The following is a 15,404-nucleotide window of genomic DNA, read 5'->3' as shown; positions in this document are numbered from 1 at the left end:
TTGCTCCTTCACAGATGGCGACGTCGCTGCGCGGCTTGCCGGTCGTACTCTTCACGGGCCTCGGCCGCCGCCTCGCGGGTCGCGGTCTCGGCCACAGGAACATCCCACCACGCCTGTGCCGGGGGTGGGCCCGACACAGTGTCGGGTGTTCGGGTCTGTGCGTAGACACATGTGGGACGGTCCGCCACCCGCGCCTGGGCGAGGGCTTTCCGCAGGTCACCGATGGTGCGGGTGCGGATCACCGCCATCCCGAGGGAGGCGGCGTTGGCCGCGAGGTCCACCGGCAGGGGGTCCGCGGTGTACGAGCCGTCGGGCGCCCGGAAGCGGTACGCGGTGCCGAAGCCCTCGCCGCCCACCGCCTCCGACAGGCCGCCGATGGAGGCGTAGCCGCGGTTGTCGACGATCACCACCTTGATCGGGAGGCGCTCCTGCACGGCGGTGACGATCTCGGTCGGGTTCATCAGGTACGTCCCGTCGCCGACCAGTGCCCACACCGGGCGGCCGGGTGCGGCCAGCGCCACCCCGATCGCGGCCGGGATCTCGTAGCCCATGCAGGAGTAGCCGTACTCGACGTGGTACTGGTCCTGCGACCGGGCCCGCCAGAGCTTGTGCAGGTCGCCGGGGAGGGAGCCGGCGGCGTTGATCAGGACGTCCGTGTCGTCCACGAGGCCGTCGAGCAGCCCGAGCACCTGGGCCTGGGTGGGGACGGCGTCCTCGTCCGGGGCGGCCCAGGCCCGGTCGACGAGGCTGTCCCAGCTCCGCCGGGCGCGCCCGTACGCGGCCTCGTAGGCGGGCTCCACGCGGTGGCCGGCAACCGCCTCCCGGAGCTCGTCCAGGCCTTCCCGCGCGTCGGCGACCAGGGGCAGGGCCGCCAGCTTGTGAGCGTCGTACGGGTCGAGGTTGAGGCCGACGAAGCGGACTCCGGGGTGCTGGAAGAGGGTCCCCGAGGCGGTGGTGAAGTCGGTCAGCCGGGTCCCGGCGGCGATGACGAGGTCGGCCTCGCGGGCCAGCGCGTCGGCGGTGGCCGTGCCCGTGTGCCCGATCCCGCCCACCTCCGCGGGGTGCCCGTGCGGCAGGGCGCCCTTGCCCGCCTGCGTGACGGCCACCGGGATACCGGTGGCCTCCGCGAAGGCGGCCAGCGCCGCCTGCGCCCCGCTGTGCCGGACCCCGCCGCCGGCCACGACCAGGGGCCGGGCGGCGGCGCGTACCGCGGCGGCGGCCTCGGTGAGCTCGGCGCGGTCGGGCCGGGGCCGGCGGACGCGCCAGACCCGCTCGGCGAAGAACTCCTCGGGCCAGTCGTAGGCCTGCGCCTGCGTGTCCTGCGGCAGCGCGAGGGTGACGGCGCCGGTCTGCACGGGGTCGGTGAGCACCCGCACCGCCTGGAGCGCGGCCGGGATCAGGGCCTCGGGGCGGGTGATCCGGTCGAAGTAGCGGGAGACGGGCCGCAGGGTGTCGTTGACGGAGAGGTCTCCCGCGTACGGGACCTCCAGCTGCTGGAGCACGGGGTCGGCGGGGCGGGTCGCGAAGGTGTCCCCGGGCAGCAGGAGCACCGGGATGCGGTTGACGGTGGCCAGGGCCGCGCCGGTGACGAGGTTGGTGGCGCCGGGTCCGATGGAGGTGGTGACGGCGTGGGCGGAGAGGCGTCCGCTCTGCCGGGCGTAGCCGACGGCTGCGTGCACCATGGCCTGCTCGTTGCGGCCCTGGAGGAAGGGCATGGCCGCCGGACCGCTCTCCAGGAGCGCCTGCCCGATCCCGGCGACGTTGCCGTGCCCGAAGATCCCCCAGGTGGCGGCGATCAGCCGGTGCCGGTGCCCGTCCCGCTCGGTGTACTGGCGGGCGAGGAAGCGCACGAGGGCCTGCGCGACGGTGAGTCTCATCGGGGTGTCTCCGCCCGGTGGAGGGGCAGTCGGGGGAAGGGCAGCCGGGGGTCGATGTCCTGCCCGTCCCAGCCGTCCCGGATCCAGCGGTGGTCGGGATGGTCGCGGATCAGCCACTCCCGGGGCTCGCCCGGAGGTCCGGCCATCACGTTCAGGTAGTACATGTCGTGCCCGGGGGCGGCGATCGAGGGCCCGTGCCAGCCGTCGGGGATGAGCACGGCGTCCCCGGTGCGCACTTCGGTGAGGATGTCGGTCTTCCCGGCGGGCGAGGGCGTCACCCGCTGGTAGCCCACGCCGGGGGTGTCCCCGTGCGGGGCGATCTCGAAGTAGTAGATCTCCTCCAGCCGGGACTCCTCGCCGGGGTGGTGCTCGTCGTGCTTGTGGGGCGGGTACGAGGACCAGTTGCCGCCGGGGGTGAGGACCTCGACGGCGATCAGGCGGTCGCAGGGGAAGGCGTCGGCCGCGGCGAAGTTGTTGACCTGGCGGGAGCAGGCGGCCGCGCCGCGGAGCTCCACCGGGACGGTGCCGGCGGGGCCGTACCGGGCCGGTAGCCGGGTGGTGCAGCGGGCGCCGACGAGGGCGAAGCGCCCGCCGGCCGTCGCCTCGACCTCGACGTGGGCGTCGCGCGGCACGTACGCGAAGTCGGTGACGGCGTCGAACACCCCCGTGCGCCCGTGCAGTTCGAAGACCTCCGGTCCGCTGCCGGGGCTCCGCACCGGACCCCGCGCCGCCGCCGGCGAGGCCGGACGGGCCCCCTCGGCCGGGTCCGGGGCGGAGCCGCGGCAGCGGACCCGGCAGCTGCCCGACAAGGGGAGCACGATCCATTCGGCCTCCCCGCACGGGTGGGCGTACACCTCCCCGGGGGCCAGGTCCAGGACGACCAGCCGCGTCCACTCCATCTCCCGCTCACACACCACCGGCACGGTCGAGCACCTCCTCCACCTCGTGGGGGAACGGCATCGCCGAGGAGCACGCCAGCCGCGAGGCGACGATGGCCCCGGCGGCGTTCGCGTACCGCGTCACCCGCTCCAGGTCCCAGCCGGCGAGCAGCCCGTGGCACAGCGCACCGCCGAAGGCGTCGCCCGCGCCCAGCCCGTTGACCACGTCCACCGGCACCGGCGGGACCTCGGCCACCGTTCCGTCCCGGTGGACCGCCAGCACGCCCTGGGGGCCCCGCTTGACCACGGCCAGCTCCACCCCGGCGGCGAGCAGGGCGCGCGCCGCCGCGTACGGCTCCGACTGGCCCGTGGCGATCTCGCACTCCAGCGTGTTCCCCACCGCCACGGTGGCCCGCCTCAGCGCCCGTTCGTAGTACGGGCCGGGTTCCTCCCGCCACAGCATGGGCCGCCAGTCCAGGTCGAAGACCGTCGTGCCGGACTTCGCGCGGGCCTCCAGGGCCGTCAGGGTGGCCGTCCGGCTCGGCTCCTCGCTGAGCCCGGTCCCCGTCATCCAGAACACCCGCGCGGCCCGTACGGCGTCCAGGTCCACCTCCTCGGCCGCGATCTCCAGGTCCGGTGCTTTGGGCTGCCGGTAGAAGTACAGCGGGAAGCGGTCCGGCGGGAAGATCTCGCAGAAGGTGAGGGGGGTCGCCAGGCCCTGGATCTCGCCGGCCCACCGGTCGTCCACGCCGAATCTCCGCAGTTCCGTCCGCAGGTACGCGCCGAAGGGGTCCGCCCCGGTCCGGGTGACGATCGCCACCCGCCGGCCCAGGCGGGCCGCCGCGACGGCCACGTTGGCCGGGGATCCGCCCAGGAACTTGCCGAAGGTGTCCGCCTCGGCCAGCGATACGCCGGTCGTCAGCGGGTAGAGATCCACCCCGATCCGCCCCATGGTGATCAGGTCGAAGGTGATCGGGTCGCCGGTCACAGTCAGTCCTCCCAGTTCTTTGCCGCGTTCCCTGCCGCGTTCCCCGCCGCGTCCTAAGGTGGCCGCTATGACGTCCTCCCCGCCCGCGTTGACCCGTATCCGCATCGGTTCGGCTCCGGACTCCTGGGGGGTCTGGTTCCCCGATGATCCCCGGCAGACGCCCTGGGAACGCTTCCTCGACGAGGTCGCGGACGCCGGGTACGAGTGGATCGAGCTCGGCCCCTACGGCTATCTGCCCACCGATCCCGCCCGCCTCGCGGAGGAGACGGTCGCGCGCGGGCTGCGGGTGTCGGCCGGAACGGTCTTCACCGGACTCCATCACGGGCCCGCCGTGTGGGAGGCGACCTGGGAGCACGTGTCGCGGATCGCGGCGCTCACCCGGGACATGGGCGCGGAGCACCTCGTGGTCATCCCCTCCTTCTGGCGGGACGACAAGACCGGCGAGGTCCTGGAGGACCGCACCCTCACTCCGGGCCAGTGGCGCGAACTGGCCGCCCAGACCGAGCGCCTGGGTCGGGAGGTCCAGGACCGGTACGGGCTGCGGATCGTCGTCCACCCGCACGCGGACACGCACATCGACACCCCGGAGAACGTGGCCCGCTTCCTGGACGCCACCGATCCCGCTCTCGTCTCCCTCTGCCTGGACACCGGGCACTACGCGTACTGCGGCGGGGACAGCGTCCGGGCGATCGAGACCTTCGCCGAGCGGATCGGATACCTCCACTTGAAGCAGGTGGACCCGCGGATCCTGGCCGAAGTCGTCGCCGGGCACGTGCCCTTCGGGCCCGCCGTGGGGCGCGGGGTGATGTGCGAGCCGCCGTCGGGCGTACCGGCGCTGGAGCCGGTACTGGCGGCCGCCCAGCGGCTCGGCGTGGACCTCTTCGCCATCGTCGAGCAGGACATGTACCCCTGCCCGCCCGACCGGCCGCTGCCCATCGCCCGCCGCACCCGCGACTACCTGCGCTCCTGCGGCGCCAGCTGACCCTCCGGGAGGAACACGACATGAGCACGCTCGGCATCGCCGTCATCGGCACCGGGAAGATGGGCGCGGACCACGTCCGCAGGATCGGCCGGACCGTCGGCGGGGCCCGGGTGGTGGCGGTGGCCGACCCGGACGGGGACCGGGTCAAGGAGGTCGCGGCCGCCCTGGACGGCGCGAGCGCGCACACCGACCCGGCGGCGGCGATAGCCGCGCCCGGCGTGGAGGCCGTACTGATCGCCTCCCCCGGACCCGCCCACGAGGAGGCGGTCCTGCGCGCCCTGGAACGGGAGCTGCCGGTGCTGTGCGAGAAGCCGTTGACCCCGGATCCGGCGGGGGCGCTGCGCGTCATGGAGGCCGAGCAGCGACTGGGGCGGCGCCTGGTGCAGGTGGGGTTCATGCGGCGCCACGACGCGGAGTACGAGCGGTTGAAGGAGCTGCTGGACGCGGGCGGGATCGGGCGGCCGCTGTTCCTGCACTGCCGGCACCGCAACGCGGCCTCGCCGTCCTTCTTCACGAGCGACATGCTGATCAGCGACTCCGTGGTGCACGAGGTGGACGCGGCCCGCTGGCTGCTGGGCCAGGAGGTCACGGCGGTGTCCGTCCTGTCCCCCGGTCCGTCCTCGGCGGCGCCGCAGGGGCTGCGGGACCCCCGGCTGGTGCTGCTGGAGACCTCCGGCGGGGCCGTCGTGGACGTGGAGATCTTCGTCAACTGCGGTTTCGGCTACCAGGTGCGGTGCGAGGCCGTCGGAGAGTCCGGCACCGCCTCCATCGGTGACGGACACGCGATGGTGGTGCAGTCCGGGGGCCGGTGGGGCGGGGAGATCGCCCAGGACTACACGGTGCGCTTCGCGGACGCCTACGACCGGCAGCTGCGGCGCTGGGTGGCCGCGGCCGCGCGGGGCCGGGTGGCCGGGCCCGACGCGTGGGACGGCTACGCGGCGGCGGCCGTGTCCGAGGCGGGCCTGGCGGCCGCGCGCAGCGGCGTACGGACCGTCGTGGAGCTGGTGGAGCGCCCGGCGCTCTACCGCTGACCCGCGGCTCCGTTCGGCTGCCGCACCGCACGACCCTTGTGTCGCCTCCGTCACAAGGGTCGCCCGCATGTCACACATGTCCGCGTTACGCGGGTTTTCCGTCACAGGCGGTCGACAGCCCCTCCCCTGCCTCCACCGCGCGTCGTTCCCCGGGCACAACCCGAGTGATCGTCACTGTCCACGCGCCGGCTCCCCCGACGGCCTCCCGGCCGGCCCGGCGGCGTGGACCAGGAGGTGTTGTGCATGAGCGACCGACAACTGTGGTCGTACAAGGAGATCGCCGCCCACATCCGGGTGCAGCCGGACACCGTGCGCTCGTACCGCAAGCACGGGTTGTTGCCCCCGCCCGACCACGTGGAGGGCGGCAAGCCCTACTGGTACGCCGACACCGTCCGGGCCTGGGTGGCCCGCCGCCCCGGCAACCGGGGCCGCCGCGAGGACTGACCGACCGCCGCCCGGACCGACGTCGCCCCCGGACCGACCCCGGCGCGCGGACCGACCCGACGCGCCGGCAGGCGGAACAGGAAGCGCTCCTCCCTCGCATCCATACCCCCTAGGGGTATAGTCTGGGAAGGTCGGGAGCACGATGGAGCGATCCATCACTCCTCGGCGACCGCACCCGCCCCCGAAGAGGAGAACGACATGACCGCCGAGACGGACACCCGGACCACCACCGTCTACCGGGTGACCGGCATGACCTGTGGGCACTGCGAGGGCGCGGTGACCACCGAGCTCACCGCCCTGCCGGGCGTCAGCTCGGTCAAGGCCGTCGCCGCCACCGGCGAGGTCACCGTGGTCTCCGCCGCCCCGCTCGCCGACGAGGACGTCCGCGCCGCCGTGGACGAGGCCGGGTACGAGTTCGCCGGCCGCGCCTGAGCGACGGCCCGGACCCGCCGCGACACCGCGCCGCACACCCCACACCACCTCGCAGCACCCCGCAGCACCCCGCCGGGCCGTACCGGCCAGCTCATACTGGTTCCGTACGGCCCGGCCCTCCCCCTGGAGCCGGAACATGACCAGCACAGTGCACGACGGACCCATAACGGCGGTCGAGCTGTCGATCGGCGGGATGACGTGCGCCTCCTGCGCGGCCCGCATCGAGAAGAAGCTCAACCGGATGGACGGCGTCCAGGCCACGGTGAACTACGCCACCGAGAAGGCCCACGTCTCCTACGGCGGCGACGTCCAGGTCGCCGACCTGATCGCGACCGTCGTCAAGACCGGTTACACCGCCGAGGAGCCCGCGCCGCCGGCCCCGGCGGCCCCCGGCGAGGAGCAGGAGCAGGCCGGGGCCCCCGACCCGGAACTGGCCGCCCTGCGTCAGCGCCTGCTGGTCTCCGCCGTCCTGGCCCTGCCCGTCGTGCTGCTCGCGATGGTCCCGGCCCTCCAGTTCGACAACTGGCAGTGGCTCTCCCTCACCCTCGCCTCCCCCGTCGTCGTCTGGGGCGCGCTCCCCTTCCACCGGGCCGCCTGGACCAACGCCCGGCACGGCGCCGCCACCATGGACACCCTGGTCTCCGTCGGCACCCTGGCGGCCTTCACCTGGTCGCTGTGGGCCCTGTTCTTCGGCCATGCGGGCATGCCCGGCATGCGGCACGGCTTCGACCTCACCGTCTCCCGCACGGACGCCTCCTCCGCCCTCTACCTGGAGGTCGCCGCCGGGGTCGTCGCCTTCATCCTGCTCGGCCGCTACCTGGAGGCCCGCTCGAAGCGGAAGGCGGGCGCGGCCCTCAAGGCCCTGCTGCACCTGGGCGCCAAGGACGTCGCCGTGCTGCGCGGCGGCCGGGAGGTCCGCGTCCCGGTGGGCGCTCTCGCGGTCGGCGACCGGTTCGTCGTCCGCCCCGGCGAGAAGATCGCCACCGACGGCAGGGTGGTCCAGGGCGCCTCCGCCGTCGACGCCTCGATGCTGACCGGCGAATCGGTCCCGGTCGAGGTCTCCGCGGGCGACACCGTGACCGGCGCCACCGTCAACACCTCCGGGCGGCTGGTCGTCGAGGCGACCCGGATCGGCGCCGACACCCAGCTCGCGCGGATGGCCAGGGCGGTCGAGGACGCACAGAGCGGCAAGGCCGAGGTGCAGCGCCTCGCCGACCGCATCTCCGCCGTGTTCGTCCCCGTCGTCCTGGTCCTGGCGCTCGGCACCTGGATCACCTGGCTGCTGATCACCGACGACCCCACGGCCGCCTTCACCGCCGCCGTGGCCGTGCTGATCATCGCCTGCCCGTGCGCCCTGGGCCTCGCCACCCCGACCGCGCTCATGGTCGGCACCGGCCGGGGCGCGCAGCTCGGCATCCTGATCAAGGGGCCCGAGGTGCTGGAGTCCACCCGCCGGGTGGACACCGTCGTCCTGGACAAGACCGGGACCGTCACCACCGGCCGGATGACCCTGGCCGGCATCTTCCCCGCCGAGGGCACCGACGAGGTCGAACTGCTGCGCCTGGCCGGGTCCCTGGAGCACGCTTCGGAGCACCCGATCGCCCGAGCCGTGGCCGCCGGCGCGGCCGAGCGGGCCGGCACCCTGCCGGTCCCGGAGGGCTTCGAGAACCTCGCCGGGCTGGGCGTGCGGGGCGTGGTCGACGGGCACGCGGTCCTGGTGGGCCGCGAGCAGCTGCTGGCCGAACGGTCGATCGCCCTGCCGGCCGCCCTGGTGCGGGCCAAGGCGGCCGCCGAGGCCGCCGGTTCCACGGCCGTCCTGGTGGCCTGGGACGGCGCGGCGCGCGGGGTCCTGACGGTGGCCGACGCGGTCAAGACGACCAGCGCCGAGGCGGTCGCCCGGCTGCGGGCCCTTGGCCTGACCCCGGTCCTGCTGACCGGCGACAACGAGGCCGTCGCGAGGACGGTGGCCCGCGAGGTGGGCATCGACGAGGTGATCGCGGAGGTGCTCCCGCAGGACAAGGTGGACGTGGTGCGCCGGCTGCAGGCCGAGGGCCGTACGGTCGCCATGGTGGGCGACGGGGTCAACGACGCGGCCGCACTGGCTCAGGCCGACCTGGGCCTGGCGATGGGAACCGGCACCGACGCGGCCATCGAGGCCGGCGACCTGACCCTGGTACGGGGCGACCTGCGGGTGGCGGCGGACGCGATCCGGCTCTCCCGCCGGACCCTGGCGACCATCAGGGGAAACCTCTTCTGGGCCTTCGGCTACAACATGGCGGCCCTGCCGCTGGCGGCCGCCGGCCTGCTCAACCCGATGATCGCGGGGGCCGCGATGGCCTTCTCCTCCGTCTTCGTGGTGAGCAACAGCCTCCGGCTGCGCACGTTCCGCTAGTGGATCTCCTCCGCAGGGCCCACACACTTCCTTCACGGGAGACGCAGATCACAGTGACGGCGACGTAACCATCCGGGGTCGTCGTGGGTCTAATGGGGCGTGCCAGGAACGTCTTGGGGGACGTGTACGGAGGTCCTGGGGGACGTCCGCGGCCCCGGCCGGCCGGGACACGTGCCCGCGGGAAGCCTTGAGCGGCCCTCCCGACCCGAAAACGGGTCCCGGCACACACCGACACCCCGGCTCGGGTCCCGTGGGGGGAATCCGTTCCGGGGAAAGGAAAGCGCCCCGACCGTCGACCCGTGGGGGGATCGACGGCGGGGCGCTTTTCGTACGCCTGGAGCCTCGGGTCAGCGGGCCTCGACCGGGACGAAGTCGCGCAGGACCTCGCCGGTGTAGATCTGACGCGGACGGCCGATGCGGGAGCCGGGCTCCTTGATCATCTCGTGCCACTGGGCGATCCAGCCGGGAAGCCGGCCGAGCGCGAAGAGCACGGTGAACATCTCGGTCGGGAAGCCCATGGCCCGGTAGATCAGACCGGTGTAGAAGTCCACGTTCGGGTAGAGGTTGCGCTCGACGAAGTACGAGTCGGCCAGCGCGTGCTCTTCCAGCTTGAGCGCGATGTCCAGCAGCTCGTCGCTCTTGCCGAGCGCCGAGAGGACGTCGTGCGCCGCCGCCTTGATGATCTTCGCCCGGGGGTCGAAGCTCTTGTAGACGCGGTGCCCGAAGCCCATCAGGCGGACACCGTCCTCCTTGTTCTTCACCTTGCGGATGAAGGCGTCGACGTCGCCGCCGTCCTGCTTGATGCCTTCCAGCATCTCCAGGACGGACTGGTTGGCGCCACCGTGCAGCGGGCCCCACAGAGCCGAGATGCCGGCGGAGATCGAGGCGAACATGTTCGCCTGCGAGGAGCCGACCAGGCGCACGGTGGAGGTCGAGCAGTTCTGCTCGTGGTCCGCGTGCAGGATCAGCAGCTTGTCGAGCGCCGAGACCACGACCGGGTCCAGGTCGTACTCCTGGGCCGGCACGGAGAAGGTCATGCGCAGGAAGTTCTCGACGTAGCCGAGGTCGTTGCGCGGGTAGACCACCGGGTGGCCGACCGACTTCTTGTACGCGTAGGCCGCGATCGTCGGCAGCTTGGCCAGCAGGCGGATCGTCGAGAGGTGGCGCTGCTTCTCGTCGAACGGGTTGTGGCTGTCCTGGTAGAACGTCGACAGCGCGCTGACCACGGAGGACAGCATCGCCATCGGGTGCGCGTCGCGCGGGAAGCCGTCGTAGAAGCGCTTCACGTCCTCGTGCAGCAGCGTGTGCTGGGTGATCTCGTTGCGGAACGACGCGAGCTGGTCGACGGTCGGCAGCTCACCGTTGATCAGCAGGTACGCGACCTCGATGAAGGTCGAACGCTCGGCCAGCTGCTCGATCGGGTAGCCGCGGTAGCGCAGGATGCCCTGCTCACCGTCGAGGTAGGTAATCGCGGACTTGTACGCCGCGGTGTTGCCGTAGCCGCTGTCCAGAGTGACGAGCCCGGTCTGGGCCCTCAGCTTCGAGATGTCGAAGCCCTGGTCACCGACGGTGCTCTCGACCACCGGGTAGGTGTATTCACCGTCCGCGTACCGGAGTACTACAGAGTTGTCGCTCACGTCATCCCTCACCGACGTAGTGCCTCTTCTTCGAGGTGCCCTGACTGCCTCTACCTTCCCCCATTTGGCGCAGGAGAGTGCACTCGGGGTCGGCCTTCGGCGCTCCTGACGGCACTGAGTGCCGCCAAGCTGCTCATCCTGCCCCCTCCGCACCGGTGGTGGAACCCCAAATGATCGATCATTTAGGTGATGTTTCCCACCGGTATCCGGCCGGACAGCCTCGCCGCCACCGCCGTGTACCTCCTGCCTGCGGAAACCGTACGCACCGCCTGCGCCAGGGCCTTGCGTGACCCGACCAGGACGACCAGTTTCTTCGCCCTGGTCACCGCCGTGTAGAGCAGGTTCCGCTGGAGCATCATCCAAGCGCCCGTGGTGATCGGGATCACCACCGCGGGATATTCGCTCCCCTGGGAGCGGTGGATGGTGACGGCGTAGGCGTGGGCGAGCTCGTCCAGTTCGGCGAACTCGTAACCGACCTCCTCGTCCTCCTCCGTCCGTACCGTCAGGCGCTGTTCGTCCAGGTCCAGGCCGGTGACCACGCCCACCGTGCCGTTGAAGACGCCGTTGGCCCCCTTCTCGTAGTTGTTCCGGATCTGGGTCACCTTGTCGCCGACCCGGAAGACCCGGCCGCCGAACCGCTTCTCCGGCAGGTTCGGCCGCGCGGGGGTGATCGCCTGCTGGAGCAGCCCGTTGAGGTTCCCCGCGCCGGCCGGGCCCCGGTGCATGGGGGCGAGCACCTGGATGTCGCGGCGCGGGTCGAGGCCGAATCTGGCCGGAATCCGTCGGGCCGCCACATCCACGGCCAGCACTCCGGCGGCCTCGGTGTCCTCCTCCGGGAAGAGGAAGAAGTCCGGCAGGCCGTCGGTGAGCGGCGGCCGTCCGGTGTTGATCCGGTGGGCGTTGGAGACCACGCCCGACTGCTGGGCCTGCCTGAAGATCCGGGTCAGCCGGACGGCGGGCACCGGGCCGTCCTCGGCCAGCAGGTCCCGCAGCACCTCCCCGGCCCCGACCGACGGCAGCTGGTCCACGTCCCCCACCAGGAGCAGGTGGGCTCCGGGGGCCACCGCCTTGACGAGCTTGTTGGCCAGAAGCAGGTCCAGCATGGACGCCTCGTCAACCACCACCAGGTCCGCGTCCAACGGCCGCTCCCGGTCGTACGCCGCGTCCCCGCCCGGCTTCAGTTCCAGCAGCCGGTGGACCGTGGAGGCCTCGGCCCCGGTGAGCTCGGACAGCCGCTTCGCGGCCCGGCCGGTGGGAGCGGCGAGCACCACCTTGGCCTTCTTGGCCCGGGCCAGTTCGACGATCGAGCGGACGGTGAAGGACTTGCCGCAGCCCGGGCCGCCGGTGAGGACGGCGACCCGGCGGGTCAGCGCGAGGCGGACCGCGTCCCGCTGCTCGGGGGCGAGGGTGGCGCCGGTGCGTCCCGCGAGCCAGCCCAGCGCCTTGTCCCAGTCCACGTCCCGGAAGCCGGGCATCCGGTCCTCCTCGGTGTGCAGGAGCCGGCGCACCTGGCCGACCAGGGACAGCTCGGCGCGGTGGAAGGGCACCAGGTACACGGCGGTCAGCGGGTCCGGTCCGCCCTGCGGGTCCGGCACGGGCTCCCGTACGACCCCTTCCGGATCGGCGGCGAGCTCGGCCAGGCAGTCGATGACCAGCCCGGTGTCCACCTGGAGGAGTTTGACGCCGTCTGCGATGAGCCGGTCCTCGGGCAGGAAGCAGTGGCCCTGGTCGGTGGATTGCGAGAGGGCGTACTGGAGGCCCGCCTTGACCCGTTCGGGGCTGTCGTGCGGGATGCCGACGGCCTGGGCGATGCGGTCGGCGGTGAGGAAGCCGATGCCCCACACGTCGGCGGCGAGCCGGTAGGGCTGGTTGCGCACCACCGAGATGGAGGCGTCGGCGTACTTCTTGTAGATGCGGACGGCGATGGAGGTGGAGACACCGACACCCTGGAGGAAGACCATGACCTCCTTGATGGCCTTCTGCTCCTCCCAGGCGGCGCCGATCAGCTTCGTCCGCTTGGGGCCGAGGCCGGGCACCTCGACGAGCCGCTCGGGCTCCCCCTCGATGACGTCCAGGGTGTCGGTGCCGAAGTGCTCGACGATCCGATCGGCGATCCTCGGGCCGATGCCCTTGATCAGGCCGGAGCCGAGGTAACGGCGGATGCCCTGGATGGTGGCGGGCAGGACGGTGCGGTAGTTCTCCACCGCGAACTGCTTCCCGTACTGCGGGTGGGAGCCCCAGCGGCCCTCCATGCGCAGCGATTCACCGGGTTGGGCCCCCAGCAGGGAGCCGACGACCGTGAGGAGGTCACCGGCGCCGCGCCCGGTGTCGACGCGGGCGACCGTGTAGCCGCTCTCCTCGTCGGCGTAGGTGATGCGTTCGAGCACGCCCTCGACCACCGCCAGTTGCACAGTCCGCGCCCCGTCCGTTGCCATGGACCGAAGCTACCGCCCGGCTCGGACAGCGCGTCGGCCCCTGGGGACAACGCCCGGCAGACGGCCGGGAGAACCAGAAGGGGGTCAGGCCTCGCGGCCGGACCCCCTCACGGTTACCCCTCCCACGTCGGACTTCCCGATCCCCCCAGATCCCCTCCCGGAAGTACCGACGCACCATACGACCCGCGATTCGCGCGGAGGGTTGCACGCGTCCGCGCAGCTTTGCCCTTCCGTTATCAAACTCCGGTCCGAGGTGCCGGTGAATCGGCACAGAAGCGGCGTTTCAGGTGCCCGCGCCGGGCCGTACGCGCACCGGGCGGGCGGGACAGTGAGGTCAGCGCCACCCCGCCGACCAGCAGCACCGCCGCGACCCAGCGGGTCCCGGAGACCGGCTCCCCCAGGACCAGGGCCGCCGAGGACATCCCGAACACGGGCACCAGCAGCGAGAAGGGCGCCACCGAGGAGGCCGGGTAGCGCCGCAGCAGGTAGCCCCACGCGCCGAAACCGAAGACGGTGGACACCCAGGCGACGTACCCGATGACGGCCACCCCCGACCAGTCCAGGGCCCGCAGCGCGGCCAGGTCCCGCTCCGGCCCCTCCAGCAGCAGGGACAGGGCGGCCAGCGGGAGCACCGGGACCACGCAGACCCACACCATGAAGTTCAGCGCGTCGGGCGGGGCGGCCTTGCGCGTCAGGACGTTGGAGACCCCCCAGCAGACGGCGGCCGCGACCACGAGCGCGAAGCCGAGCACCGGCCCCGAGGCACCCCCGTCGGCGGCGGCCACGGCGATCCCGGCGAGCGCGACGGCCATGCCGATCACCCGCACCCGGCCCGGCCGTTCCCGCAGGACGAAGGCGGCGAGGACGGCGGTGAAGACGGCCTGCGCCTGGAGCACGAGCGAGGACAGCCCGGCCGGCATCCCGGCGTCCATGCCCGTGAAGAGCAGGCCGAACTTGGCGATGCCGAGGGCGACTCCGACCGCGACGATCCACTTCCAGGCCACCTTGGGCCGCCCGACGAGGAACACCGCGGGCAGGGCGGCGACGAGGAAGCGCAGCGCCGACAGGAGCAGCGGCGGAAAGTGGTCGAGGCCTATCTCGATGACCACGAAGTTGAAGCCCCAGACGGCGGCGACGAGCACGGCGAGTGCGGTGTGTACGGGACGCATGCTCCGAGCATCGACCCCCCGATCATGTAGCACCAGCTCGGATCTCTTGCGAGTTGAATGAAGCATTGCTTACGCATTCTTCTGATGCCACGATGGAGGCATGCTCGATCTCTCCCGGCTCCGCGCCCTGCACGCCGTCTCCGTCCACGGCTCGGTCGCGGGCGCGGCGGCCGCCCTCGGGTACACCCCCTCCGCGGTCTCGCAGCAGATCTCCAAGTTGGAGCGGGAGACCCGCACGACGCTGCTGGAGCGGCGCGGGCGGGGGGTGGCGCTCACCGAGGAGGCCCGCCATCTGGCCGACACGGCCCAGCAGTTGCTGGCGATCGTGGAACGTGCCGAGACCACGCTGGAGGAGCGGCGCGGGCGGCCGAGCGGGCTGCTGACGGTAGCCGCCTTCGCCTCGGCGGCGCGCGGACTGCTGCCGGGGGTGCTGGCCGACCTGGCCCGGCGGCACCCCGCGCTGGACGTGCGCCTGACGGAGGTGGACCCGCACCTGTCGGTGGACCTGGTGGCGCGGGGGGTCACCGACCTGGCCGTGGCGCACGACTGGGACATCGCCCCGCTGCCCGCGCCCGAAGGGATCGAGCAGGCGGTGATCGGCGACGACCTGTGCGATCTGGTGGTGCCCGCCGGGCACCCCTTCACCGACGGCCGGGTCGTCCGGCGAGCGGATCTGGGCGGGCAGCGCTGGGTCTGCCAGCCGCCGGGGCGGGTCTGCCACGACTGGCTGGTACGGACCCTGCGCACGGCCGGACTCGAACCGGACATCGCGCACGTCGCGGAGGAGAACCACACCATCGTCGCCCTGGTCGCGGCCGGGCTCGGGGTGGCCGTCGTCCCGCGGCTGGGCACGGGCGGGCTGCCGCCGGGAGCGGTGGCGGTGCCGCTGGAGCCGGGTCCCGTACGCCGGTTGTACGCCCTGTGGCGGACCGGCGCCGCCCGCCGGCCGGCGATCACCGAGGCCGTCCGCACGCTCCAGGAGCACTGGGCCGCCGCCGCGGCCGCGTAGGCCTCCGTCCGGGGGCACCGCCACCTGGGCGCCCGCGCCGGGACGGGCGCCCGCCGCGGCACAGCAGCCCCGGCGCCCACGCCGGGGCGGGGGCCCCCCCGGGGGCGGGGGCGCCGAGCGCCCCCCGGCC

General features: G+C 72.9%; 12 protein-coding genes. 6 read left to right on the top strand and 6 right to left on the bottom strand.

The window, feature by feature from the left end; translation table 11 throughout:
* Positions 1-8 precede the first annotated feature (8 nt).
* Genes iolD through iolC form a run of 3 tightly spaced genes read right to left on the bottom strand, consistent with a single transcriptional unit; the run spans position 9 to position 3,707 of the window.
* Positions 9-1,877, bottom strand: a complete 1,869-nt coding sequence (gene iolD / locus ACWFQ8_RS30945; protein ID WP_453789602.1) for a 3D-(3,5/4)-trihydroxycyclohexane-1,2-dione acylhydrolase (decyclizing) — start codon at positions 1,875-1,877, stop codon at positions 9-11.
* The gene (gene iolB / locus ACWFQ8_RS30940; RefSeq protein ID WP_453789615.1) at positions 1,874-2,776 is read right to left on the bottom strand and encodes a 5-deoxy-glucuronate isomerase; all 903 of its coding nucleotides are present in this window, start codon (positions 2,774-2,776) and stop codon (positions 1,874-1,876) included. Before iolB ends, iolD begins: the two co-directional genes overlap by 4 nt.
* Positions 2,777-2,783: 7 nt before the next feature.
* Complete coding sequence (gene iolC, locus ACWFQ8_RS30935) at positions 2,784-3,707, bottom strand: 5-dehydro-2-deoxygluconokinase (protein ID WP_453789614.1); 924 nt, start codon at positions 3,705-3,707, stop codon at positions 2,784-2,786.
* A 103-nt stretch (positions 3,708-3,810) separates the two neighbouring features.
* Here iolC and ACWFQ8_RS30930 point away from each other — a divergent pair, with 103 nt between their 5' ends.
* The 5 genes from ACWFQ8_RS30930 (at position 3,811) to ACWFQ8_RS30910 (ending at position 9,024) form a co-directional block, all read left to right on the top strand.
* Positions 3,811-4,725: a sugar phosphate isomerase/epimerase family protein gene (locus tag ACWFQ8_RS30930; RefSeq protein WP_453789601.1), complete on the top strand. Its 915-nt coding sequence runs from the start codon at positions 3,811-3,813 to the stop codon at positions 4,723-4,725.
* A gap of 20 nt (positions 4,726-4,745) precedes the next feature.
* Complete coding sequence (locus ACWFQ8_RS30925; RefSeq protein ID WP_453789600.1) at positions 4,746-5,756, top strand: Gfo/Idh/MocA family protein; 1,011 nt, start codon at positions 4,746-4,748, stop codon at positions 5,754-5,756.
* 243 nt (positions 5,757-5,999) lie between these two features.
* On the top strand, positions 6,000-6,200 hold the full coding sequence (locus ACWFQ8_RS30920) for a helix-turn-helix transcriptional regulator (protein ID WP_030710687.1): 201 nt from the start codon (positions 6,000-6,002) through the stop codon (positions 6,198-6,200).
* Positions 6,201-6,398: 198 nt separating this feature from the next.
* Positions 6,399-6,632, top strand: coding sequence for a heavy-metal-associated domain-containing protein (locus ACWFQ8_RS30915; RefSeq protein ID WP_453789599.1), 234 nt, complete (start codon positions 6,399-6,401; stop codon positions 6,630-6,632).
* Positions 6,633-6,768: 136 nt separating this feature from the next.
* Positions 6,769-9,024: a heavy metal translocating P-type ATPase gene (locus tag ACWFQ8_RS30910; RefSeq protein ID WP_453789598.1), complete on the top strand. Its 2,256-nt coding sequence runs from the start codon at positions 6,769-6,771 to the stop codon at positions 9,022-9,024.
* A 347-nt stretch (positions 9,025-9,371) separates the two neighbouring features.
* Here the strand turns inward: ACWFQ8_RS30910 and ACWFQ8_RS30905 are convergent, their stop codons facing one another.
* The 3 genes from ACWFQ8_RS30905 to ACWFQ8_RS30895 all read right to left on the bottom strand — a co-directional run bounded on the left by ACWFQ8_RS30905 (position 9,372) and on the right by ACWFQ8_RS30895 (position 14,265).
* Positions 9,372-10,661: a citrate synthase gene (locus ACWFQ8_RS30905; RefSeq protein ID WP_453789597.1), complete on the bottom strand. Its 1,290-nt coding sequence runs from the start codon at positions 10,659-10,661 to the stop codon at positions 9,372-9,374.
* A gap of 182 nt (positions 10,662-10,843) precedes the next feature.
* Positions 10,844-13,096 (bottom strand): SF1B family DNA helicase RecD2, encoded by a 2,253-nt coding sequence (gene recD2 / locus ACWFQ8_RS30900; protein ID WP_453789596.1) that lies wholly within the window; start codon positions 13,094-13,096, stop codon positions 10,844-10,846.
* A 236-nt stretch (positions 13,097-13,332) separates the two neighbouring features.
* Complete coding sequence (locus tag ACWFQ8_RS30895; RefSeq protein WP_453789595.1) at positions 13,333-14,265, bottom strand: EamA family transporter; 933 nt, start codon at positions 14,263-14,265, stop codon at positions 13,333-13,335.
* 100 nt (positions 14,266-14,365) lie between these two features.
* Here ACWFQ8_RS30895 and ACWFQ8_RS30890 point away from each other — a divergent pair, with 100 nt between their 5' ends.
* Positions 14,366-15,274: a LysR family transcriptional regulator gene (locus ACWFQ8_RS30890; protein ID WP_453789594.1), complete on the top strand. Its 909-nt coding sequence runs from the start codon at positions 14,366-14,368 to the stop codon at positions 15,272-15,274.
* The last annotated feature ends 130 nt before the right edge of the window (positions 15,275-15,404 follow it).

Source organism: Streptomyces sp. NPDC055254, from assembly GCF_053606025.1.
Note: the sequence above shows the minus strand (reverse complement) of the source record. Positions and strands in the feature narration are given on the sequence as shown.

Bases quoted from the DNA above. Each gene is read 5' to 3' on its own strand.
- iolD (WP_453789602.1), bottom strand. From the start codon at position 1,877: ATGAGACTCACCGTCGCGCAGGCCCTCGTGCGCTTCCTCGCCCGCCAG.
- iolB (WP_453789615.1), bottom strand. From the start codon at position 2,776: ATGGAGTGGACGCGGCTGGTCGTCCTGGACCTGGCCCCCGGGGAGGTG.
- iolC (WP_453789614.1), bottom strand. From the start codon at position 3,707: ATGGGGCGGATCGGGGTGGATCTCTACCCGCTGACGACCGGCGTATCG.
- ACWFQ8_RS30930 (WP_453789601.1), top strand. From the start codon at position 3,811: ATGACGTCCTCCCCGCCCGCGTTGACCCGTATCCGCATCGGTTCGGCT.
- ACWFQ8_RS30925 (WP_453789600.1), top strand. From the start codon at position 4,746: ATGAGCACGCTCGGCATCGCCGTCATCGGCACCGGGAAGATGGGCGCG.
- ACWFQ8_RS30920 (WP_030710687.1), top strand. From the start codon at position 6,000: ATGAGCGACCGACAACTGTGGTCGTACAAGGAGATCGCCGCCCACATC.
- ACWFQ8_RS30915 (WP_453789599.1), top strand. From the start codon at position 6,399: ATGACCGCCGAGACGGACACCCGGACCACCACCGTCTACCGGGTGACC.
- ACWFQ8_RS30910 (WP_453789598.1), top strand. From the start codon at position 6,769: ATGACCAGCACAGTGCACGACGGACCCATAACGGCGGTCGAGCTGTCG.
- recD2 (WP_453789596.1), bottom strand. From the start codon at position 13,096: ATGGCAACGGACGGGGCGCGGACTGTGCAACTGGCGGTGGTCGAGGGC.
- ACWFQ8_RS30895 (WP_453789595.1), bottom strand. From the start codon at position 14,265: ATGCGTCCCGTACACACCGCACTCGCCGTGCTCGTCGCCGCCGTCTGG.
- ACWFQ8_RS30890 (WP_453789594.1), top strand. From the start codon at position 14,366: ATGCTCGATCTCTCCCGGCTCCGCGCCCTGCACGCCGTCTCCGTCCAC.